Annotated in this window: 5 protein-coding genes; all 5 read right to left on the bottom strand. The window is 75.9% G+C overall.

Annotated features, from left to right (window positions below; translation table 11 throughout):
- Positions 1-152 precede the first annotated feature (152 nt).
- From GA0070215_RS05430 to GA0070215_RS05410, 5 genes are read right to left on the bottom strand one after another with little or no spacing between them, the layout of a single operon-like run.
- A complete protein-coding gene (locus GA0070215_RS05430) occupies positions 153-1,346 on the bottom strand; it encodes an alpha/beta fold hydrolase (RefSeq protein ID WP_091042476.1) in 1,194 nt (397 codons plus the stop codon).
- On the bottom strand, positions 1,343-2,578 hold the full coding sequence (locus GA0070215_RS05425) for a hydroxymethylglutaryl-CoA synthase family protein (protein ID WP_091042472.1): 1,236 nt from the start codon (positions 2,576-2,578) through the stop codon (positions 1,343-1,345). Before GA0070215_RS05425 ends, GA0070215_RS05430 begins: the two co-directional genes overlap by 4 nt.
- Positions 2,575-2,817, bottom strand: a complete 243-nt coding sequence (locus GA0070215_RS05420) for an acyl carrier protein (RefSeq protein WP_244166869.1) — start codon at positions 2,815-2,817, stop codon at positions 2,575-2,577. Before GA0070215_RS05420 ends, GA0070215_RS05425 begins: the two co-directional genes overlap by 4 nt.
- Positions 2,814-3,755, bottom strand: a complete 942-nt coding sequence (locus tag GA0070215_RS05415) for an LnmK family bifunctional acyltransferase/decarboxylase (RefSeq protein WP_091042466.1) — start codon at positions 3,753-3,755, stop codon at positions 2,814-2,816. Before GA0070215_RS05415 ends, GA0070215_RS05420 begins: the two co-directional genes overlap by 4 nt.
- A complete protein-coding gene (locus tag GA0070215_RS05410; RefSeq protein ID WP_091042880.1) occupies positions 3,752-23,854 on the bottom strand; it encodes an SDR family NAD(P)-dependent oxidoreductase in 20,103 nt (6,700 codons plus the stop codon). The genes GA0070215_RS05415 and GA0070215_RS05410 overlap by 4 nt, the downstream gene beginning before the upstream one ends.
- Positions 23,855-23,879 lie beyond the last annotated feature (25 nt).

The following is a 23,879-nucleotide window of genomic DNA, read 5'->3' as shown; positions in this document are numbered from 1 at the left end:
GACTGGGCGCAGGGGCGGGGGTCCGGTAACCAGCCCCCCGCCCCCGTCTCAGCGGGCTCAGCTCAGCGCGGGCGCGCACGGGGCGACGGTGCTGGCCTTGATGGACTCCAGCTTGCGCACCGGAAGCGGCTTCTTGGCCGCGGTCTCCTTGGTCATGGGAACACCTCCTCTCCACCTCTCGTCGGAACCGGGGGCACCCGCCGGCCGGCTTCGGCGGGAGATCGTGTGCCGAGGGCGACCTCGCCGGCGACGAACCGTGCGGCGAGGTCGACGAGGCTCTCCTCGGCGTGGAACAGGGACAGGTGGTCGCCGTGCCCGGCGACGTGCAGGACGGACCCGCCGATCCGGGCGGCCACCGCCCGCGACCCGGCGGGATGAGCCGTGTGGTCGTCCTCGCTGGTGACGACGAGCGTGCGCGTGGTCAGCCCGGCGAGGTACGGGCGCAGGTCCGTGCCCATGATGGCGCCGTTGAGCCGGCAGTACCGGCGCAGCAGCTCCGGCGTCGCGTACGGGTACGTGACCAGGTGCGCCAGCCGGGGCGGGGCGACGCCGAGCATGGTGTTGGTGAGCACCGCGTGCACCGCCGCCGCCTGCTGCGGGCTGCGGGCGGCCATCGCCATCAGGGCTTGCAGGTTCTGCTGGTGGTCGGTCTTCGGGCTCTCGTCGCCCAGGTCGAAGTCGCCGTGCCAGAGGCTCAGCGACGACACCCGCTCCGGGGCCCGCGCCGCCGCGACCACCGCGAGCACCGCGCCGCCGCACAGACCGATCAGGTGCGCGCGGCGCAGCCCGAACCGGTCCAGCACCGCGAGGAGGTCGCCGGCCTGGGCCACCACACCGGTGTCGCCGGAGAAACCGTCCAGGTCCGCGAACAGCCCCCGCGTCTCGGGCACGAGCACGTGGAAGTCGCGGGACAGCCGGTCGGCCCAGCCCTCGGCGAGCCGGGCCGGCATCCCGCACGCGGACACCATCAGCACCGGCGGCCGCTGCGGATCCCCGGCCGCGTACGTGGGCAGCACCGCCCCGTCGCCGGTACGCACGTCGGTGCGCCGGAACCGGCGGGTGAAGTCCCGCTCGCGCGCCTCGGCGACCACCCGCGCCTCGTCCGCCGGCGGCGGAGCCGGGTTCGCGTCGAGGTCCAGCAGGCCGCTCAGCACCCGCTCGAACGAGCCGAGGTCGGCGGCGCCGGCCACCGGCACCGGCGCCGGCACGTCCAGCCGGTCGCACAGCCGGGCCAGCGCGGCCGCGGTGGCCGGGTCGGCGCACCGCACCCGTACCGGTGGCGGCAGCACCCGCAACAGCGGCCCCGCCGCCAGCAGCGCGGCGGCCAGATCCCGCCCCGGCGTCACGCGCCCGCTCCGATCCACTCGTAGCGGCGGTGGTAGGCGCGGACGCCGGTGCAGGCGAGCAGGGTGCGCGGGCCGGTCACCCGGTCCAGCACCTCGGCGTACCGCCCCGGGTCGATCCGCTTGTCCGCCACCGGCACCAGGCAGTCGGCGTTGTCGGCGAGGATCCGCTTGTACTCGTCGAACGTCAGCTCGCACCGGCCGGCGAGGTGCTCGCCGATGCGCATCCGGCCCACCTCGGCGGTGGACCGTGCGTCGACCAGGCCGCTGTAGAACTCGGCGGCGCAGCCCGAGCCGTACGAGTACATGCCCACCCGTACCGGCTCGTCGGGCCGCAGGTGGTCGATCAGGCTGGCCAGGGCCAGGTAGACCGAGCCGGAGCAGAGGTTGCCGACCAGCCGCGGGTATTCCAGACCGGGCGCGACCCGGCGGGCGAAGTCCACGTCGGCGTCGGGCAGCCGGTGCTCGCGGGCGAGCTTGCGGTGCGCCGCGCGGACGATGCCGGCGAACGGCGTGTGCATGGCCAGTCCCGCGAACGTGGTGGCGAAGTCGACGTCGGCCACCTTCTCCGCGTAGTGGGCGTAGGCGTTCGTCAGGCAGTCCAGGTAGGCGAACAGCGAGCGGTCGGCGTCGGCGACGTCGAACGTCGGACCCGGCCGGGCCGAGTCGAACGTCTCGTAGCTGTGCGTCCCGAACGCCCCGAGGTCCACGTCGAGCACCCGCGGGTCGTCGCCGAGCAGCACCGCGGCGGCGCCGGTGCCCATCGCCGGCTCGGTGTACGAGGCGTTCTCGTTCACCAGCGACACGTCCGTCGCGATCACCAGCGCCTTGGCACCCGGCGACAGGCCGGCGGCGAGGTAGCCGCAGGCGAGCTGGAGCGCGCCCGTCGCGGCGTAGCAGGCCTGTTTCACCTCCAGCATCCGGCAGCGGCGGCTCAGCCCGAGGTGCCGGTGCACGTACGAGGCGATCGACTTGCTGAGGTCCAGGCCCGACTCGCTGGAGGTCACCAGCAGTTCGATCCGGTCGCGGTCGGCCTCGTCCATCGCGTCGAGGATCGGCTTCGCGGCGTTCACCGCGTGTGTGACCGGATCCTCGAACGGCAGCGCGACCGACTTCGCGGTCATCATCAGGTTGCCGAGGCGGGTCGCGTCCAGGCCGCGCCCCTCGAACAGGACCGGCACCGCGACGGAGGTCACCCCGCAGTACACGTTCAGGGCCTCGATGCCCACGTTCATGCCGTCACCTCGCAGAGGTACGCGACCAGGTGGTCGATGTCGGGCAGGTCACTGAAGCCGGCGAGCGGCGCGTCGACGCCGAGCCGCTCACGGAGGGCCATGATGATCTCGACCCGGTCGATCGAGTCGGCGCCCAGGTCGCGCAGGTGCGCGCCGCCGGGGATCCGGTCGCCGGGGACCGCCGGCAGGATCTCGGTGATCACCTCGTGGACCACCCGCCGGACCGCTTCGTCGCTCACGCCCACGTCCCTCCCTCCGTCCGGGTCTGCGCCAGGGCCACCGCGAGCGGCCGCCCGGTGTCGCGGTCGGCGAGCACCACCCGGACCGTCTCGTCGGCGCCGGGCACGTCGCCGCCCGGCCGCCGGGACACCCGCACCCGCAGCACCGCGCCCACGTCGGCGTTTCCGAGGTAGCTCATCCGCTGGTCCAGCACGATCCGCCGGAGGTAGCCGGCGTCGGTGCCGCCGCGGTGCCGCCACAGCCGCAGCGCCGCCCAGTCCACGATGGAGAAGTAGGACGCGAAGTAGAGCAGCCCCACCCCGTTGAGGTCGCGGCTCGGATCGACCGGATAGTCCAGCGCCAGCCGGTCGAGCGGGTCGGACGGGTCGGGCTCGGCGCCGAGGGCGCGCAGTTCGGCGTACGCGCGCCGGGGCGAGTGCCGCGCGGGCAGCGCGGGCAGGTGCCCGTGGCGGAACCCCGGTGGGGACGCGCTGCGCAGGTCGCCGTTGCCGCCGGACGGGCCCCGCACCACCCAGCGGTTGAAGTTCTGCGCGTACAGGCATGCCGGGTCGGGGTGGGCGTAGAACTCGTCCGGGTCGACGACCCGTCCGGGCCGGTCGCCGCGCCGGATCTCGTGCAGCGTCAGCACCGACTCGCTGCCGGAGGCGAAGGAGCGCGAGTCCACCCGCAGCACGTCGCCGAAGGTCATGCCGCGCACGTGCAGGTCCGCACCGCCGCGCAGGTGGATGTAGTGGAACGCCAGGTAGGTCGGCAGCCCGTCGGCGTCGCGGGCGGTGTAGACGTTGGTGTCGCAGAGCGCGCTGACGGTGTCCCAGGTCCAGTCGCCGACCTGGCCGACGAACAGCGATCCCGGCCCGCACATGCCGGGCCGCACCACTGTCGTCCGGGTCGTCGCGTCGGGTCCGAGCAGTTCCAGCTCGGGAGTCAGGACGGTCACGACCCCTCCCCTCCGGCGCCGCGCAGGAAGTCGGTCAGGATCCGGTTGCACTCCTGCGGGCTGGTCAGGTACGGGAAGTGGCCGGCGTCGGCGATCTCCGCGTAGCGGGCGCCCCGGATGCCCTGGTGCAGCAACCGCGCCGTCTCCGACGGGATGACCGTGTCGTGCCGGCCCTGCACCACGAGCGCCGGCAGGTCCAGCTCGCCGAGCCGGTCGCGGAGGTCCGGCCGGGCCGCGAACACGTCCAGGTAACGCAGTCCCGTCTGGGGGTCCATGCTCTCGCAGCGCAGCAGCAGCGCCTCCACGGCGGCCCGCTCGCGCCGTAGCCGGTCCGCGCCGGCCCCCTCGATCGTGCGGTCGAGGTCCTGGGCCGCGACGACAGCCAGCCGGTTGATCTCACCGACCCGGTTGCCGATCTTGTAGGAGCTGCCCAGCAGGATCAGCGAGGCGGTGTCCCCCGGATGGTTCAGGGCGAACGTGAGCGCGACCAGGCCGCCGAACGACGCGCCCGCGACGTGGACCGGGCCGTCGACCCCGATCTCCCGCAGCACCCGCAGCTGGAGGGCGGCGATCCCGTCGAGGGTGAGGTCGGCCGAGGCGGTGCTCGCCCCGACGCCGGGGTGATGGACGCTGATCACCTGGTACCGCCCGGCCAGCGCCTCGAACTGCCGCGCGAAGACACCCGCGCCGATGTTGAACGGGTGCGCGAGCAGCAGCGGCGGCCCGTCGCCGGCGGTGAAGACCTCCACCTGGGCGCCGGCCACCGGCACCACCCGCCGGCGTACGGCCGGCTGGTGTTCCCGCAGCACGGTGCCGTTGTCGTCGGCCGGCGCCTCGTCGCGCAGCGCCTGCCGGACGTCGTCGGGCACCCGGTCGGCGGGCTGGTAGACCGCCCGGGCCGCCTCCCCCGCCGTGCGGACCCCACCGGTGACCAGGTCGGGCATCTCCCCCGGTGCGGCGGTGAGGCCGGCGACGGCGGCCACCACCGCCTCGGCGTCGCCGGGCCCGAAGCCGACCGGCACCGCCAGCCGGACGGTGCCGGCGAGCGGCCCGCCGACCGCCAGGTGCGGCCCGCCGCGGACTCCGGCACCGGCGTAGAGCCAGGCCAGCCCGGACATCGTGGGATGCTCCCGACCGGCCAGGCCGGGCATCCGGGCGAGGTCGAGCAGGACGCAGTGGGCGCCGTCGACGTCCACGACCGGCAGGCCGGCCGCCCGCAGTCCGTCGCGGAGCACCGCGACGGCGGCGACGCGCCGCCGGACCAGTTCCGTGACGCCGTCGCGGTCCGCCAGTGCGGCCCGCAGCGTCATCCGGGTGGCCCGGTCCACCTCGGAGCCGCGCCGCGCCACGTGCTCGCGCAACCGCGCCGCCAGTTCCGGGTCGCGGGTGGCGACCAGCCCGCCCGCCGTGACGCCGAAGTCCTTGGACAGGCTGAGCGTCGCCGTGTCGGCGACGGCGAGCAGGTCCCGCACCACCGGCCAGGGATCACCGCCGGGGCCGGCGAGCTGGACCGCGTTGTCGACCACGCGGCTGGCGTCCAGGACGAGCGGCACCCCGTGCGCGGCCGTGACGCGGCGCAGCTCCCGGAGGACGCCGGGTGCGACGGGTACGCCACCGGCGGCGTTGTTCGCCGCCTCCACCACGACGAACGACACCGACCCGGTGGGCCGACGGGTCAGCTCCGCCGCGAACGCCGCGATCGTCTCCGGGTCGAGCCGGCCGATTCCGACGGCCACCGGTTCGTAGCCGAGGTCGGCGAGCGTGGACAGCCAGGTCGGGAAGGCCGCGGCGTGCAGCACGACACCACGCGGGCCGGGGTGGCAGCGGCACAGCAGTTCCTCGGCCGTCCGCCCGGACCGGGTGGGCACCACCTCGGGCATGGGCAGCCAGTCGTGCGCGGTGAGCTCCGGTGGGGCGGGCCGCTCGGCGAGCAGCCGCGTCCGGGCGGCGACGAAGCCGTCCGCCCGTTCCGCCCAGGAGTCGGTGAGCAGGTCGAAGGGGACCAGCTCGGTGGGCAGGGCGAGCGCGTTGTACCCGTGCGCGGCCAGCAGAGCCGTACGTCCCGGCCGCAGCGCCGGGTCCGGCGGCGGTCCCGCGCTCTCCGGCGGCGCGACGTCCTCCGGCGACTGGTCGACGCGCGGCGGCGGCGCGGCGGCGCCCGACAGCGGTGCGGGGTCGGCGGGGGCGCCGTCCACGAGGTCCGGATCGGCGATCATCAGGATGATGTCGGTGACCGAGGTACGGTCACCGGTCGACGGCTGGCACAGGTAGATCGGCGTGTTCTCCGGCCGGAACTTGTTCTTGAACTGGAAGTTGCCGGGCCCGAACACGCCCACCGAGTGCAGCTCAGCCAACGCGTCCGCCACCGCCGGGTCGGCGTTGCGCGACTCGGTGATGGCGACGCCGAAGCTCGCCCCGAAGCTGAACGACGTGCAGCCCTCGGCGGCGGTCAGCTCGATGATCCGGACGATCGCCCACTCCAGCCCGCCGGCGGGCATCTCGTCGGCGTAGAACTCCAGATCGAGCAGGTACCCCCGCTCGGACGGGATCCGGGTCACGATGACCGCGTTGACGAGGACGCCGTCCACCCGGGTGAGGAAGACCCGGTGCCGGGGGTCCAGCGTGCCGCCGCCGATCTCCTCCCGGACCACGCCGACGTACGGGTTCACCATCTGCTTGCGGCGGCCCCAGGAGTCGATCAGGCCGACGATCTGCCGGTCGGTCTCCGGCGACGCGCCGGCCCGGTACTCCTCGATCCGGCAGTCACCGGCGCGCTCGAACCGGTGCAGGAGGCTGCGCAGCCGCTGCATCCGGCCGCCCCGTACGGTGAACGAGGCCAGGTCCGTCAGGCGTTGCACCGCCCCGAACGGGGTCGCGGTGACCGGTTCCCCGGCGACCTCGGTCAGGTGGGCCAGGGACAGGAAGTTCGGGCGCAGGCCGTGCCGCCGCGCCCACGCGATCCACTCCGCGACGAGGTCGTGGAAGTGGTCGTGGTGCCCGACGAAGCTCCAGGCGAACACGTCGTCGCCGCGGACCGAGAAGTTGACGTAGCCGGCCCGCGCCGAGTCGACGAAGGCGTACGGCGCGATGTCCCGGCCGGCCAGCCCGCCCTCCTTGGCGTGGCGGCGGTCCAGGTCGGCCAGGAGGTCACGCAGCGCCGGACGGCCGGGCAGGGTCCGCTTACGGACGACGACGGGCTCACCGTCGACCTCGGCGCCGCTCTCGATCGTCCGGCCGGTGACCTGCGGACCGGTGCCCGGCTCGGTCCGCACGCCGGTCCCGGCGGACCGCCCGGCCAGGAACGCGGTGAGGTCGGCCATCGTCGGGTGGTCGAACAGCAGCGTCTTGGGCAGCGCGCCGTAACGCTGTTCCAGGGCGCCGACGACCCGCAGCATGTCGAACGAGGTGAGGCCGCTGTCGGCGAACGTCCGGCCGGGCTCGACGGGACGTTCCAGCACCCCGGTCACGAGCTCCTCGACGCCGTCGCCGAGTGTGGCCGGCCGGGGGGCCCGCGTGCCGGCGGCCACGAGTGCCGCCACCGCCTCGACCGTGTCGTGCTCGTACAGGTCGGCGGCGGTGACCTCCACGTCGAACGTGGCCACCACCAGCCGGGCCAGCTCCATCCGGAAGATCGAGTCGAGGCCGAGGTCGGCGAACGCCCGGTCGGCGGTGATCTCCGTACGGTCGGCGCCGAGCACCCGCGCCACGCAGTCGCGTACCGCCTCGGCCACCTCCGCGGGCGCGGCCGGAACCGCGGCCGCGGCCTCCTGGACGGCGACGGCGGCGGCCGGCCGTTCGGCGGGGCCGTGCGGTTCGGCGGGCCGCTCAGGCGCGGCCGGTCGCTCGGGAGCGACCGGTGGCGCTGCCGCTGCCGGACCGGCTCCGGCCGGGTGGGCGTCCGGCCGGGCGAGCACGCCCACCGACGACGCGCCGTTCGACGCGCGTCCGCCGTTCACCGCCACCGCGTCGGCGGCGGTACGCCGGCCCGTGCCGTTGCGGCGCAGCGCCGACGGGTCACGCAGCACGATCCGGCCGGCACCGATGCTGCGGACCGGGGCGGGCGGCTCGGCCGGAACACGCGGGGCGGGCGGCTCCGCCGGGGCGGGCCGGGCCGCTGCGGCGGCGCGGGCCGGGCCGTCGTCGAACCAGAACGGCCGGGCCTGCAGCGGCGGGGCGGGCACGGAGATCCGGGCCGGCCGGTGGTCCCAGGTCGCCGCCCAGTCCACGTCCCCGCCGGCCAGCCAGGTCTCGGTCTCCGGGTCACGGCGGGGCGGCGCCTCGCCGCGCAGCACCGCCACCGCCTCGGCGGCGTCGGCGACCACCGCGGCGAACCGGTGGGCCAGGGCCTCCCGTCCCACCTGGAGGGTGTACGCGACACGGGCCATGTCGGCGCCCTCCGCGAGGCGGTCCGCGACCCGGCGCCGGTACTCTGCCAGGGCCGCGGGACCGGACGCGGACAGCACCAGGCGCCAGGGGCCCGCCGCCGGGGACGCCGGCAGCGGCGGCGGCGACTGCACGACCACGTGGGCGTTGGTGCCGCCGAATCCGAACGAGCTGACCCCGGCGACCCGCTCGCCGGTCCACGGCACGTCGTGGTCCAGCACCGTGAACGGGGTGCCGTCCAGCCGCAGGTACGGGTTGCGGCGGTGCTGGTGCAGCGTGCGCGGCAGCCGTTCGTGCCGCAGGCTCAGCAGCACCTTGAGCAGCCCGGCTATGCCCGCCGCGGCCTCCAGGTGGCCGATGTTCGTCTTCACCGCCCCGACCGCGATCGTGGCGTCCACGCCCTCGAACGCCTTCTTCAGCCCCTCGATCTCGATCGGGTCGCCGAGCCGGGTGCCGGTGCCGTGGGCCTCGATGTAGCTGACGCTCGCCGGGTCGACGCCACCGGCCCGGTACGCCCGGCTGACCACCTGGGCCTGTGCCTGCGGGTTCGGGGCGGTCAGCGACGGCCCGCGGCCGGCGTGGTTGACCGCGCTGCCCCGGATGACGGCGATCACCTGGTCCCCGTCGGCGACCGCCGCGCGCAGCGGCTTGAGCAGCACCACACCGCAGCCCTCACCGCGGCCGTACCCGTCGGCGGACGCGTCGAACGTCTTGCACCGGCCGTCGGCGCTGAGCATGCCCGAGGACTGGAACGCCACGAACAGGCCGGGGCTCAGCAGCACGTTCACCCCACCCGCGAGCGCCGTCGCACACTCCCCGGCCAGCAGCGCCCGCACCGCGCGGTGCACGGCGACGAGCGAGCTGGAGCAGGCGGTGTCCACGGCCTCGCTGGGTCCGCGCAGATCCAGCAGGTAGGAGACCCGGTTGGCCAGGATGCAGTCGGCGAGACCGCTCGCGGTGTGGGCCTCGACCGGCACGTCGTGCGCGCGGAGCAGGTCGTCGTAGTCGCAGGCGGATACGCCGACGAAGATCCCGGTGTCGGTGCCGGCGAGGTCCGCCGGCCGGTATCCCGCGTCGGCGACGGCCTGCCAGGCGGTCTGGAGGAACAGCCGCTGCTGCGGGTCCATCAGCGCGGCCTCACGCGGCGCGATGCCGAACAGGTCGGCGTCGAACGAGCGTACGTCGTCGAGGAAGCCGGCGCGGACGCCGGTGGTGGCGGGGTCGTCGAGCAGGTCGGTGCGGTCGGCCGGGACCGCCCGGACGAGGTCGTCGCCGGCGGCGAGGTGCCGCCAGAACGCGTCGAGGTCCGGCGAGCCGGGCAGCACGCCGGCCATTCCCACCACGGCGACCGCGTCGGCCGGCAGGTCCGCCGGCGGCTCGGCGGCGTCCGCAGCGGGCCGGTCCGCCGCGGGCCTGGCGTCCACAGTGGCAGGGACCGGCCGGGCCGGGAGTACGGTGCGCAGGTACGCGCCGAAGGCGGCCAGCGTCGGGTGCTCGTAGAGGACCGTCGGCAGCAGGTCCACCCCGAACCGCTCGTTCGTCTCGTTCACCAGCTCGGTCAGCGAGATGGAGTCGAAGCCCAGGTCGAGCAGTTGGATGTCCGGGTCGACCTCGTCCGGATCGACGAGCAGGAACCCGGCGGCGAGCGCACGCAGTTCCGTGTCCGGATCCGGTCCCGGCTCCGGGCCGCCGGCCGGGACGTCCGAGGACTCCGGCGCGGTCTCCGCCGGGAACCGCACCGCGACCACCGGTTCGGTGCCGGACACGACACGGTCGAACGCCCGTACCGCCTCGGCCGTCGGCAGCGGCGCACTCCCCCAGCGTCGCGCGAACAACCGGCGGGTGGCGTCGTCGACGGCCATGCCGCCGTCGGCCCACAGCGGCCAGCAGACGGACACCGTGCCGGGCCGGCCGGCAGCGAACTCGTCCAGGAACGCGTTGGCGTAGGCGTAGTCGACCTGCCCGAGGTTGCCGGTCCGCCCGGCGATCGACGAGCACAGCGCGAGGAACTCCAGCGGCTCGGTGCCGAGCGCGTCCACCAGATGCCGCAGGCCGGACACCTTCGGGGCCAGCACCGCGTCGACGGCGGCGGGTGGCTTCGTCAGGGCGCGGGCGTCGTCGTGCACGCCCGCGGCGTGGACCACCCCGTCGATGCGCCCGTAGCGGCGGCGGATCTCGGCCACGGCACTGCGTACGTCGGACTCGGCGGTCACGTCCGCGCGGACGAACGCGAAGGCGTCGTCGGCCGGCGCGGTCCGGCCGACCAGCACCACCGCCGACGGCGCGCGGGTCGCGGCGAGGTGGACGGCGAGGTGCCGGCCGACGGCGCCGGTGCCGCCGACCACGACGTACACGCCGCCGGTGCGCCGCAGGACCGGGCCGGGCCGGAACGGCACCATCCGGCGGACCTCACGGACGCCGCCGGTCCAGCGGACGTCGTCCACCCGCTGTTCCGGCGGGCCGGAGACGTGCCACAGGTCCGCCTCGGCGGTCACGCCACCCCGGACCACCGCCCCGGAGAAGCCGCTGTGCTCCAGGGCGAGCGTGCGCAGCGCCGCCGTCACGGCGGTGTAGGCGGGCCGCTCGTCCGGGCAGCCGACGACGATCCGCAACGGCGCGGCCGGATCGGGGGTGAGCACCTCGGCGGCGGTCCGCAGGACCGTGTGCAGGCTCTCGCGCACCTCGTCGGCGAGCCCGGCGGCACGAGCCGGCAGGTGCACCACGACCACGTCCGGGTCGGCCTGGTCGTGGCGGCCACCGAACGTCGGGCCCTCGCCGATCACCCGGATGCGGGCCGGCGGTCGCCCGCCCTCCGGCGGCGGCTCGGCCCGCCACTGCGGCCGCAGGTACACACACGGATCGTCGTCGGGCACGGCGGTCTCCGGTGCCGCCGCGTCCGGCGCGACGGTCTCCGGCACGGCGTTCGCCCGCGTCACCGCCTCCGGGCTCGGCGGCACGGCGTCTCGGCCGTCGGCGGTCCGGTCGCCCTCCGGTACGGACGGCGGCACCGGCGGCCGTGCGGTGCCGGCGGGCTCGGGCAGCCACAGCCGCTGCCTGTCGAACGGGTACGGCGGCAGCGGCACCCGTCCCGGCCGTACCGGCCAGCGGCCGGCCCAGTCGACCGGGACACCGCGTACCCACAGCTTCGCCGCCTGGTCGAGCCGGCCGCGGCGCAGCAGGTCGGCGGCGATCTCGGCGCCGCCGTCGCCGTCGAACAGCGGATCGGTGCCGGCGGTGCCGGTGGTGACCTCGCCGGACCGCAGCCGGCGGACCAGCTCGTCGACGTCGGACACGACGACGGCCAGGCGGTGGTCGAACTCCGCCCGCCCGACCTGGGTGCTGTACGCGAGCTGGTCGAGGCGCGGGCGCGTCCGCTCGACCAGGTCGGCCACGGCGGCCGTGAGCGTCCGCAGCTGCTCGGGGGTCCGCGCCGACAGCACCACGACGTGCGGCCCCGGCTGGACGGGTGCGGGCGGCGGCGCGGGATGCGCCCGGACCACCAGGTGCGTGTTCGCGCCGCCCGCCCCGAACGAGCTGATCCCGGCCCGCCGGGGCGCGGTCCACGGCTGCGCGCTCGTCGGCAGCAGGAACGACCCGGACAGGTCGATGCGCGAGTTGACTGTGGACAGGTTCGCGCAGGGCGCGATCGTTCCGTGCGCGAGTTGCAGCAGCACCTTCGTCAGGCCGGCGATGCCGGCGGCGCCTTCGAGGTGACCGATGTTGGCCTTGACCGAGCCGACCGGGATGCGCCGGCCGTCCGGCAGCGCACCGCCGAGCGCCCGGCCGAGGCCGGCGATCTCGATCGGGTCGCCGAGGGCCGTGCCGGTGCCGTGCGCCTCCAGATAGCCGACGTCGCCGGGTGCCACGCCGGCCGCGGCGAGCGCCCGGACCACCAGGTCGGCCTGGGCCGTTGGGTTGGGCACCGTGTAGCCGGCGGTCCGGCCGCCGGAGTTGACGAAACCGCCCTCGATGACGCCCCAGATCCGGTCGCCGTCGCGCAGGGCCGCGGACAGGGGTTTGAGCAGTACCGCGCCGACGCCCTCGCCCGGCACGAACCCGTCGGCACGCTCGTCGAACACCTTGCACGCGCCGTCGGCCGACAACATGGTCATCGACGACAGCGCGATCAGGTGGGCTGGGTGCAGGACCAGGTTGACGCCGCCGGCGACGGCCGCCGAGCACTCCCCGCGGCGCAGGCTCTCGCAGGCCAGGTGGACCGCCGTCAACGAGGAGGAGCAGGCCGAGTCGACGGCGAAGCTCGGCCCGGTCAGGTCGAGCGTGTACGACACCCGGTTGGCGATCGACCAGTACGCCGAGTGCCCGTCGGTGTAGCGGCCCTCCGGCCAGCCCTGCGCGGCGGCGATCCTGCCGTACGAGCCGTACATGGTGCCGACGAAGACGCCGGTGTCGCGCGGCAGCACTCCCCCGAGGGCGCCCGCGTCCTCCAGCATCAGCCAGACGGCCTCCAGGAACAGCCGCTCCTGCGGGTCCATCGCGGCCGCGTCCTTCGGCAGGATGCCGAAGAAGCCGGGATCGAACCGGTCGACGTCGGTGAGGAACCCGGCCCACCGGCTGTACGTGTGCCCGGCCCGGCCGCGGCGCGGGTCGAAGTGCTCGCGCCAGTCCCACCGTTCCGGCGGCACCTCGGTGATCGCTGTGGTGCCGGTGACCAGGTTCTGCCAGAACCGCTCCAGGTCCGGCGCGCCCGGGTAGCGGCCGGACAGGCCGACGACAGCTATCGCGTCCGCGTCGCCCCGGGCGGCGGAGGCCGAGGCAGCCGGCACGGCGGGGGCGACCGAGGTGGACGGGGCGACCGAGGCGGCCGGGTGGACGGGTGCCGGCTCGGCGTCCACCGCGGCGATCCCGAGCGTGCCGGCGAGCGGACCCGGCCGGTCCCGGGCCAGGTGGTCGGCAAGCTGCTCGATCGTCAGGTGCTCGAACAGCAGAGTGGCCGGCAGGTCGCCCAGATCGGCCGAGAACCGGCGTACGAGGTGCTGGCTGACCAGCGAGTCGACGCCGAAGTTGTCGAACGTGACGTCGTCGTCGAGCTGGTCCGGGCGGTACCTGAGGACCTCCGCGAAGACCGCGCGGACGTAGTCCCGGGCGGCGCGGGCCGGCACCCGGTCCACCGGCGGCGCACCGGCCGTCGCCACGAGCACGCACTGCTCCTGCTCGTCGTCGGGGACACCGGGCATGCCGAGGATCCGGCCGGTCAGGCCCGCCTCGGCGAACGCCGCACGCCACCCGGCCGGTGACAGCAGCGGGGAGTGCGGCAGCCGCCGGTGGGCGTCGGTGAACCGCCACCAGCCCGGCAGGAGGCCGAACGTCGCGGTGAGGAAGTCGGAGGCGCGGGTGACCTCGTTGAGCAGCAGCACACCGCCGGGGCGCAGCAGGGACCGGGCGTGGCGCAGGCTGCCGACCACGTCCGCGGTGGCGTGCAGCACGTTCGTGGCGAGCACGACGTCGTACGAGCCGGCCTCGAAGCCCTGACCGGCCGGTTCCCGTTCGATGTCGAGGACGCCGAACCGCAGGCCCGGATGGCGTCCGCCGAAGCGGTCCTCGGCCTCGCGGAGGAACGCGGCCGAGACGTCGGTGAAGTCGTACCGGACTCCCGGGCAGGCGTCGAGGACGAACGCCGAGCCGGCGCCGGTGCCGGCGCCGATCTCCAGCACGCGGCCCGGACGGCCGCCGGTCCGGCCGAGCGCGGCGGCGGCCTGCGCCGCCACCAGGCGGTGGTAGAAGTCCGCGGCCCGCTGCCCCTGGTAGACGGCGGCGACCAGATCGGTGCTGCCGCCGGGGAAGAGCACCTCGGTCGGTGCGGTCCGGCCGTCCAGGACGCCGGGCAGGGCGTCGACGCACCGGGCCAGCAACGCGACGTGCGGGGCGAGGTCGGGGTGCCGGGTGAGCACGTCGGCGGTGGACGGGCCGGCCGGCGGCCCGGCCACGGCGGCGGCGACGGCGGCCGCCAGCGGCCCGGAGGCCGGCCCGGGACGGTCCCGGAGCCGGTCGCGCAGCAGGTCGCGGGCCAGCCCGTCGAGGGTACGGAAGGCCGCGCTGGACCGGTCCAGCGACGGGTCGGTGCCGACCGTCGCGGGTGGGGCGGTGGTGACGGACTCGTCGGCGGGCGGGGACGGGTGGACGCCGAGCGCGGCGAGCCCGTCCCTCGTGCCCTTGAGCACTGCCACCTGGGGGTGCGGGCCGGCGAGGATCCGTTCCAGCGCCGCGACGCCCTCGGCCGGCTCGATCGAGCCGATGCCCAGCGCCGCGAACCGGGCCGCGTGTCCGGGGTCGGCGACCACGCCGACGCTGCCCCACCAGCCCCAGTTGACCACGCGTACCGGTTGTCCGCGGCGGTGCAGTGCCAGCCCGTACGCGTCCTCGTACGTGCTCGCGGCGGCGTAGTTGGCCTGCCCCGGGGCCGGGGCGAACGACAGCGCCGAGGAGAACAGCGCGAAGAAGTCCAGCGGCTCACCGGCCAGCGCGTCGGCGAGCACGCCGACACCGGCGACCTTCGGCCGCAGCACCTCGGTGAACGCCGCCTCGTCCATCGCGGACAGGGCGCGGTCACGGAGCACGAGCGCGGCGTGGAACGCGCCGTCTACGGGGCCGAACCGCTGTCGCGCCTCGGCCACCGCGCGACCGACCGCGACGGCGTCGGTGACGTCGGCGCGCAGGTAGACGGCCTGCCCGCCCAGCGCCTCGATCTGCGCGACCAGGGACCGGACGCGCCCGTCCTCCGGCGAGCGGCCCAGCCACACCAGCCGGGCACGCCGGGTCCGGGCGAGGTGACGGCTGACCTCGAACCCGATGCCACCGGTGCCGCCGACGACGAGGTAGACACCGCCGTCGCGCAGCGGCGCCTCGCCCGCCGGTCCGGTCACCGGCTCCAGGCGGCGGACCAGGCGGCGGTCACCGCGCAGCGCGACGAACCGGTCGGTGCCGCCCGCACGGCGGATCGCCTCCGCCGAGGTGGCGTCGCCGGGGCCGGCGTCGACGCAGGTGACCCGCCACTGCGGGTACTCGGCGGCGATCGCGCTGGCCAGCCCGGCCAGCCCGGCGGCGTGCGGGTGGACCGGCTCGCCGGGCAGGCCCGCCACCCCGGACACCACGAAGGTGAGCGTCAGCGGTCCCCGGTCCGCGCCCAGGTCGAGCAGGCGGCGCAGCAGGCGGAACGCGTCGAGCGTCGCGGTGTCCTCGTGCGGCGGGGCGGCCGGATCGGCCGTGCGGGCGAGCACGTACACCGTGTCGTAGCGGCCGGTGGGCAGCTCGCCGAGCGGCAGTCGGTCGCCGGCGCCGAGGGCGGCGGCCAGCGCGGCGTCGGCGGGGGTGTGCACGGCGAGGACCCGTCCGGCAGGCGGTTCGCCGGGGGGTGCGTCGACCGGCCGCCAGGTCGGCACGTACAGCAGGCCCGGCTCCCCGGCGGCCGGCGGCGCGGCCACGACCGGCCGGCTCTCGGCGGCGGACGGGGTGCCGGGCGCGTCGTAGGGGCGCAGCGTCACACCGCCGAGCCGGGCCCTGACGTCACCGGTCGGGTCGGTGAGCACCACGTCGAACCGTCCGCCGTCGCGGCGCACCACGTGGACGCGGGCGGTCGCCGGCAGCCGGTCCGCGACGAAGACGGACTCGACGGCGAACGGGACGAGCATCCGGTCCGCGGGATCGACCAGCCCGGCGACCGCCTGCAACGCCCCGTCGAGCAACTGGACGTCGCCGTCGGGTCCGGCGGTGAGCGTGCCGAGCGCCTCACCGGCGCCCAGCCGCAGCTCCGTCAGCACCCGGAAGGACGGCCCGTAGCGCAGACCGGCCCGGGCGAACCCCGCGTACAGGTCGTCGACCGGACGGCGGACGGGACAGCGGGCCTCGACCGATGCCAGGTCCACCCGCTCCGGCGGCGCCGGGTCGGCGGCGCGGCGGGTGGCGACGGCGTACGGCGCACCGCCGACAGTAAGGGTGATCCGGTCGTCCCGGGTGACGACAGCCGTCACCGGCTCGCTGACCACGACGGGCCGCAGCCAGGTCACGTCGGCGGCGCGGGCGGTCCCACCGGCGGTGGCGTGGCGCAGGAACGCCGCGCCGGGCAGCACCGGGACGCCGTGCAGCGTGTGGTCGGCCACCAGGGGGTCGGCCGGGGTGAGGGCCGTCTCCCGCCGGTCGCGGCCGGTCCAGAAACGGTCGCGGGCGAAGGGGTACGTGGGCAGCGGGATGCGACGCCCGGCCGGCATCGCCGTCCAGTCCACGTCCGCGCCGGCCACCCAGCGCTCGGCGAGCGCGACCAGGTCGGCCGGCGCGTCGGGCGCGGGCGGTCCACCGGCCAGCTGCCGCACCAGGTCGGCGGTGTCGGCGGCGACGAACGCGGCCCGGACCGCCAGGTGCGCGCGGCCGTGCGTGAGAGTGGCGGCGACGTCGTGGACGTCGACCGGTTCGGTACGCAGGCGCTCGGCCAGCCGGTCCGTCAGGTCCCGCAGCGCGGACGCGGTCCGGGCCGAGACCGGCACCACCACCGGCCCGGTGCCGGTGCCCGCCGTCGGGGCCGGCGCCTCGGCGACCACGAGATGGCAGTTGGTGCCGCTGAAGCCGAACGAACTGACGCCGGCCACCAGCCGGTCGGCGTGCCAGCCGGTGAGTTCCCGCACCACCGGCAGCCCGGGGATCGGCTCGGTGGCGTGCGGGGTCGGTGGCAACTGCCGGTGCCGCAGGCTGAGCAGCACCTTGATCAGGCCGGCCACGCCGGCGGCCATCGTGGTGTGACCGATGTTCGCCTTGACCGAGCCGATCCGGCAGTGCGGGCCGACGACCTGGGCCAGCGCCTTGACCTCGATCGGGTCGCCGAGCGCGGTGCCGGTGCCGTGCGTCTCGACGTACCCGGCCTCGACGCCCGCCCGGGCGTGCACCTCACGCAGCAGACGGACCTGGGAGACCGCGCTCGGCGCGGTGATGCCGTTGGTGCGGCCGTCGCCGTTCACGCCGCCGGCCAGGATGACGCCGTGTACGTGGTCGCCGTCGGCGAGCGCCCGGTCCAGCCGCTTGAGGACGACCACGCCGACGCCCTCGCCGAGCACGATGCCGTCGGCGGCGGCGTCGAACGGCAGGCACCGGCCGGTCGGCGACAGCATCCCGGTCTGGCTGGTCCAGACCTGCATCTGCGGTGTGCACATCACGGCGACGCCACCGGCCAGCGCCGTGTCGCAGTCACCCGAGCGCAGGCTCTCGCAGGCCAGGTGCACCGCCGTCAACGACGACGAGCACGCGGTGTCGATCGCCATCGTGGGGCCGGTCAGGTCGAGCAGGTACGCGATCCGGGCCGGCAGGATCGAGCTGGCCCCGCCGAGGAACGCCTCGCTGGTGTCGCCGCGGCCGTGCCGCTCCAGCAGCCGGGGATAGTCGCCCGCGCCGCAGCCGACGAAGACGCCGCACCGCATCGGCCGCCCGGCGTACCCGGCGTCCTCCAGCGCCGCCCACGCCTGTTCCAGGAAGACCCGCTGCTGCGGGTCCATCGCCTCGGCCTCGAGCGGCGAGATGCGGAACAGCCCGACGTCGAACGCGTCCACGTCGTCCAGCAGCGCGGCCCACCGGCTGCGGGTACGACCGGGCGCGGCCGGGTCCGGGTCGTAGAGTCCCGTCAGATCCCAGCGCTCGGGCGGGACCTCCCGGATGGCGGACCGGCCGGCGGCGAGGTTGTCCCAGAACGTGTCGAGGTCGGGGGCGCCCGGGAACCGTCCGGCCATTCCGATCACCGCGATCGCGGTGGCCGGGTCCGCAGCCGGCGGCACCTCCGCCGCCGGTGCCGGCGTCACGGTCGCGGCCGGTGCCGGTCTCGGCTCCGGGTCGGGCGGCGACGCCGACGGTGGGCGGACGGCGAACGTCAGCGGCGGCGGGCCCGGCGCCGCGGCGGGCGCGGCGGCGGGCGCGGCGGCGGGCGCGGCGGCGGGCGCGGGCGCGGCGGCGGGCGCGGTCAGGACCAGTGGCGGCGGGCCCGCGGCCCCCGGCGAGGTGACGGCCGGCCCGGCGGCCTCGGCGGACGCAGGCGCCTCGGCCGCAACCGGTCGGTCCACGCCGGACGGTGCCGGGGGCGTGGTGGCCTGGGCACGCAGTGCGGCGGACTCGGCCAGGTCGCGCAGCACCGCGCGGGCGAGGTCCGGCACGGTGGGGTGGTCGTACACGGCGGCCGAGTCCAGGTCGGTGCCGAACCGCCGGTTGAGGTCCCGCACCAGCTCGACGGCGCCGATGGAGTCCAGTCCCAGGTCGGCGAAGGTACGCGACGGCAGCACCTCGTCCGGGCGCAGGTACAGCAGGCCGCCCACGATCTCGGTCACGGCGTCGGCCACCGCGCCGTCGTCGGGGCCGGGCTCGGGCTGCGCCACGGGCGTCGCCCGGCCACGGAACCCGTCGACCTTGGTGAAGTGCTCCCGCACCAGGGCGGCGGACTCCGCGCCGAGGACGTTGCCGTGCATGCGGACCTCGCTGGCGATGACGTCGGGCAGCCGATCGAGGATCCGGCCGGCGAGTTCGTTCTTGAGCGACCGGATCACCGCCGGCGGCTTGTCCGCCATGGACCGGGCCAGGTCCAGCGCGGCCGGTACGACCTCGTGCGGCGGCAGCACGGTCACGCCGGCGCCGCGCCGGCTCAGCTCGGCGCCGGTCATCGACCGTCCGGTCAGCATCATCTCCGCGGCCAGGGCGGGGCCGAGGCGTTGCTCCAGGATGTACGTGGCACCCATGCCCGGGGTGAAGCCGTAGCGGGTGAAGTTCGCGCTGTAGACCGACGTGTCGCCGAGGACGACCACGTCGCCGTAACAGGCGAACGCCAGTCCCCCGCCGGAGGCGTGCCCGGCCGCGGCGGTGACGACCGGCCGGGTGCAGCGCAGGATGCCCTCGTACACGAGCGCGGCGTCGGTGAACGTGCCCTCGCCCTCGGCCAGCGACCGCAGGGCCTCCGGCGTGCCGCCCATGCTGAAGACCGAGCCGTGGCCGGTGATCACGACCGCGCGTACGTCGTCGCGCCGCTCGATCTCCGCGAACGTGTCCGCCAGCGCCGTGAGGAGTCCGTCGGTGAACATCGGCGCGCGCATCGACACCAGCGCGACGCCCTGGTCCAGGACGCGGAACTCCAGTTCCGGACCGTCCGGAGCGACCACGTCGCCGTCGGCGTCCGCCATCGGGCCCGCAGGCGACGCGACGGTGTCACCGCCGCCGGTCCCGGCGCGGTCGGCGCCGCCGATTCCGGCGCGGGCGGCGTCCCAGCCGCCGAGCCAGCACGGCTCCTCCGGCAACGGGCAGGCCGGCAACGGTATGCGGCGGGGATGCCCGTCCGGGTAACAGGCGGACCAGTCGACCGCGCCGCCGCCGACCCAGTGCCGGGCCACCTCGTGCAGGTCGCCGGCCCGGAACGCCGCCACCGGATCGCCGGTGACGGGCGCGCCGGTGGTCACCACGTCCCCGGTGTCCCCGTCCCGGGCGAAGCGTTCCAGCGCGCTGCGCAGCGCCTCGGTGCCCGACGTCACGACGGCGATGCGGACCGGCTGCGCCGCCCGTCCCACCTGCGTCGTGTAGGCGATGTCACGCACCGCGCGGTCCGCGGCGAGTTCGTCGAGGCGCGTGGCCACGGTCAGCCGGCCGATCGCCTCCACTCCGACCAGGTCCGCCAGCCGCGCCGGGTCGAGCCCGAGGTCGCCGAGGGTCGCCGAGGGTTCCAGCGCCTCCTCGGGTACGCCGAGGAGGTCGGCCACCGCCGTCGTCGGGCCGGTCGCCACCGGCAGGCCGGCCGCCATCGCGCCCGCGTACGCCCGCAGCGTCTCGGCGGTCGGCGCGGAGAGCACCACGAGCGCCGGCCCGTCCGGCGCGGGCGCGGCGGCGGGGGCGAACTCCTCGACCAGCACGTGGGCGTTGGTGCCCCCGGCGCCGAACGCGCTGACGCCGGCCCGCCGCGGGACGCCGGGCGGCGGGGTCCACGGTTCCAGCCTGCGCTGGACCCGCAGCGGCACGGCGGCGAAGTCGATGTGCGGGTTGAGTTCCTCGGCGTGCAGCGACGGCACAAGCGCGCGGTGCCGCAGTTGCAGCAGCACCTTCGTCAGGCCGGCTATTCCGGCGGCGCCCTCCAGGTGCCCGATGTTCGACTTGACCGAGCCGATCGCGCACGCCCCGGCCGGCAGGTCCACACCGTCGAACGCCTGCCGCAGGCCCTCGACCTCGATCGGGTCGCCGAGCGCGGTGCCGGTGCCGTGGGCCTCGACGTAGCCGACGGTGGCGGGGGTCCAGCCGGCCGACTTCAGGGCGGCGCGGACGAGCGCGGCCTGGGAGCCGGGGCTCGGGACCGTCGCCCCGGCGGTACGTCCGGTGTGGTTCACCGAGGTCGCGCGGATGACGCCGTACACGTGGTCGCCGTCGGCGAGCGCGCGCGACAGCGGTTTGAGCAGCACCGCGCCGACCCCCTCGCCGGGTACGTAGCCGGTGCCGTCGGCGCCGAACGCCCGGCACCGGCCGTCGGTGGACAACCACTGCCCCTGCGCGAGCTGGAGGTACTTCTGCGGGTGCACCGTCACGTTCACGCCGCCGGCCAGGGCGAGCGTGCACTCGCCCCGCCGGATGCTCTCGACCGCGAGGTGCACGGCGATCAGCGACGACGAGCAGGCGGTGTCGACGGCCAGGCTCGGCCCGGTCAGGTCGAAGGTGTGCGAGACGCGGTTGGGGATCGCGCAGTGCATCGCGGTCGGCGCGACGCCGTCGGTGGCCCCGCCGACGAGCTGGTAGTGGTTCCACATGACGCCCGCGTAGACGCCGACGACCTCGCCGCGCAGGGTCTCCGGCGGATGTCCCGCGTTCTCCAGGGCGTGCCAGCAGGTGGTCAGGAACAGCCGTTCCTGGGGGTCCATCCGCTCGGCGTCGCGCCGGGACACGCCGAAGAAGGTCGGCGCGAAGCGGTCGACTCCGTCGAGGAACCCGCCCCACCGGCCGTAGGTGCGTCCTGGGGTGCCCTTCTCCGGGTCGAACAGCGCCGCGTGGTCCCAGCGGCCGGGCGGCACCTCGGTGATCGCGTCGACGCCGCCGGCCAGGTTGCGCCAGAACGCGTCCAGGTCGTCCGCGCCGGGGTAACGCCCGGCCACGCCGACCACCGCTACCGCGTCGTCGTCCGGCCCGCCCGGGGCCGGTCCGCTCACGGCCTGCTCACCTGCGGCCGGTCCGCCGTCGGCCCGGCGCGGGACGGCGGCAGCACCGGCGGCCGGGCGCGAGACGAAGTCGGCTCCGAGGGCCGGGCTCGGGGCGACGGCTCCGGTGCTCGCAGCCGAGCCGGCGGACGGCACGAGTTCCCGCAGCCGGTCCGGCTGCCCGTGCAGGACCAGGACCGCGTCGTACGGGCCGCGCAGCACGTCGCGCAGGACGCCGAGCGCGGTGTCGGTGGGCATCGGCTCCTGGCCGGTGCGTTCGGTCGAGCGGCGCAGGGCGTCGGCGGGCGCGCGCATGCCGCCCTGCGCCCAGTACGGCCAGCCGATGACGACGGTCCGGCCACGGCCGCGCCGCTCGACGTGCCGCAGGCCCGCGTTGGCGTACGCGTAGGCGGCCTGGCCGGGGTTCGCCACGTCGGCCGACGCGGAGGAGAAGGCGACCAGGAAGTCGAGCGCGTCACCGGCGGTGGCGGCGTCGACGTGGCGCAGGCCGTCGAGCTTGGGGGCGGCGACGGCGGCGGGGTCGCCCGGATCGCCGCGGAAGAACAGCCCGTCCCGGGTGACGCCGGCGCAGTGCAGGACCCCGTCGATCCGGCCGAACCGTTCCCGTACCCCCGCCACCGCCGCGTCCACGGCGGCGGCGTCGGTGACGTCGGCGATGGCGACGTGCACCTCGGCGCCCGCCGCGCGGCACCGGTCGGCGAGCGCCGCCGCGGGCGCGGTGCGCGACAGCAGGGCGATCCGGGCCCGATGCCGCCGCGCGAGGTGAGTCGCGAGGACGGCGGCGAGACCGCCGGACCCTCCGGTGATCAGGTAGACGCCGCCGTCGCGGAACGGCTCCCCGCCCGTGGCCCCGGCCGCCGGCTCCACCTCGCGCCAGCGCCGCACGAGACGCCGCCCGCCGACGTGACGGACCTCCGGCTCGGTGCCGGCCGACCGCAGTTCCGCGCGTACCGCGGTGGCGAGGTCGCGGGCGTCGTCGACCTGGACGTACCGGCAGCGCAGCCCGGGGATCTCGGCCGTCACGGTACGGGCCAGCGCCGCGGTAGCCGCCTGCTCGGCGGTGGGTTCGCCGGTGTGCACGACGAGCAGGTCGCGCGGTCCGGCGTCGACGAGTGCGGTGGCGGCGCGCCACAGGTCGGCGGCCGGGTCGTCGGTCAGCAGGACGACGGCGGGCGGCAGCTCACCGGCGTCGCCGAGCCGGTCGACGGAGTCCACGTGGGTGGCGGTGAGCCCGGCGGGCAGCGTGCCGCCCACGACCAGTGCCTCCGGGGTACCGGTGCTCGGCGGCGCCGGGTCCGCGAGCACCCACGCGTCGACGAAGGCCAGCACCGCGCAATCGGGGGCGGCCGGAGCCGCGTCGGCCACCGGCGCGTCCGACGACTGCGGTACGGCCGGGGCGGGCCCGGTGGACAGGTGCGCGGCGAGCGCGTCGATTGTGGTGTGCTCGAACAGCAGCGTCGGATAGAGCTTGCGGCCCACGAGGTGCTCGACCCGCTCGGTGAGCCGGAGCAGCGCGACCGAGTCGAAGCCGAGGTCGTAGAACCCGGTGCCGGTCGGCACCTCGGCGGCCGGCCGGCCGAGCATGTCCGCGACGGCGGCGCGCAGCGTGTCGGTGAATCCGTTCGTGGCACCCGGCGAGGACACCGCCGGCTGTCCGGGCGCCGTCGCCGCCGGCCCGGACCGGACCGGTGCGGCGTCGGGCGACACGTCGGCGAGCAGCCGGCGCACCAGGCCGGATTCGCGGATGCGCTTGCAGGTGAGACCCGTGAACCCGGCCAGGAACCGGCCGTCCGCGTCACGGATCGTGTAGTCGGTGGTGATCACGTCGCCGGACGGCGCGAGCCGTTCCGGGCGCGGGACGTGGACGTGACACACCGGCGGCAGCGGCTCGGGTGCCCGGAACTCCTTGACGAACATCGGCACGAACGGGTCGTCGGTGGGCATCTCGACCTGCCCGAACCCGGCCAGCGTCGAGGCGTCCAGCGAGGCCGGGTGCAGGTGGAACCCGGCGGCTGTGGCCCCCGGATGCTGCTCGCGGGTCAGGTCGGCCAAGAGTGCGCCGCCGCCGATGTGGAGGGTGCCGTGGCAGCGCATCGCCGGGCCGTGGCGGATGTGCTCCCGTACCGCCCGCCGGTAGAGCACGTCCACGTCCTCGTGCCGGTCGGCGGCGGCCCGCAGCCCGGCCAGGTCGAGCGGCGGCGGGACCGGCTCGTCGGTGACGCAGATCAGCCCGTGCGCGTTGTCGTGCCAGCCGGACACCGGGTCGTCACCGCGAAGCCAGCGGCTGCGGACGGTGAACGGACGCCCGGCGTCCTGCGGTTCCCCGATGGAGAGCACCACCTCGCGGTCGAAGCCGTCGGTGGTGACGATCGCCTCGGCGAGCACGGTGTCCCGCAGGCAGAGCCGGCGGTGGTCCCAGCCCGCCGCGACGGCGGTGCGGTAGACGAGGTCGAAGAAGACGACGCCGGGAAGCACCGACACCTCGTGCAGCCGGTGGTTCCGCATGACGAAGTCGTCGTGGGTGAGCCGGAACCGGCTCTGGACGTCGGCCATCGGGAACCTGCCTCCGGTCTTCTGG

Source organism: Micromonospora marina (genome assembly GCF_900091565.1).
Lineage (GTDB): Bacteria > Actinomycetota > Actinomycetes > Mycobacteriales > Micromonosporaceae > Micromonospora > Micromonospora marina.
This window is presented reverse-complemented; position numbering and strand designations above follow the sequence as displayed.

What these genes read in the sequence shown, in the direction of transcription:
- GA0070215_RS05425 (WP_091042472.1), bottom strand. Translation starts at nt 2,578, where the DNA reads ATGAACGTGGGCATCGAGGCCCTGAACGTGTACTGCGGGGTGACCTCC.
- GA0070215_RS05410 (WP_091042880.1), bottom strand. Translation starts at nt 23,854, where the DNA reads ATGGCCGACGTCCAGAGCCGGTTCCGGCTCACCCACGACGACTTCGTC.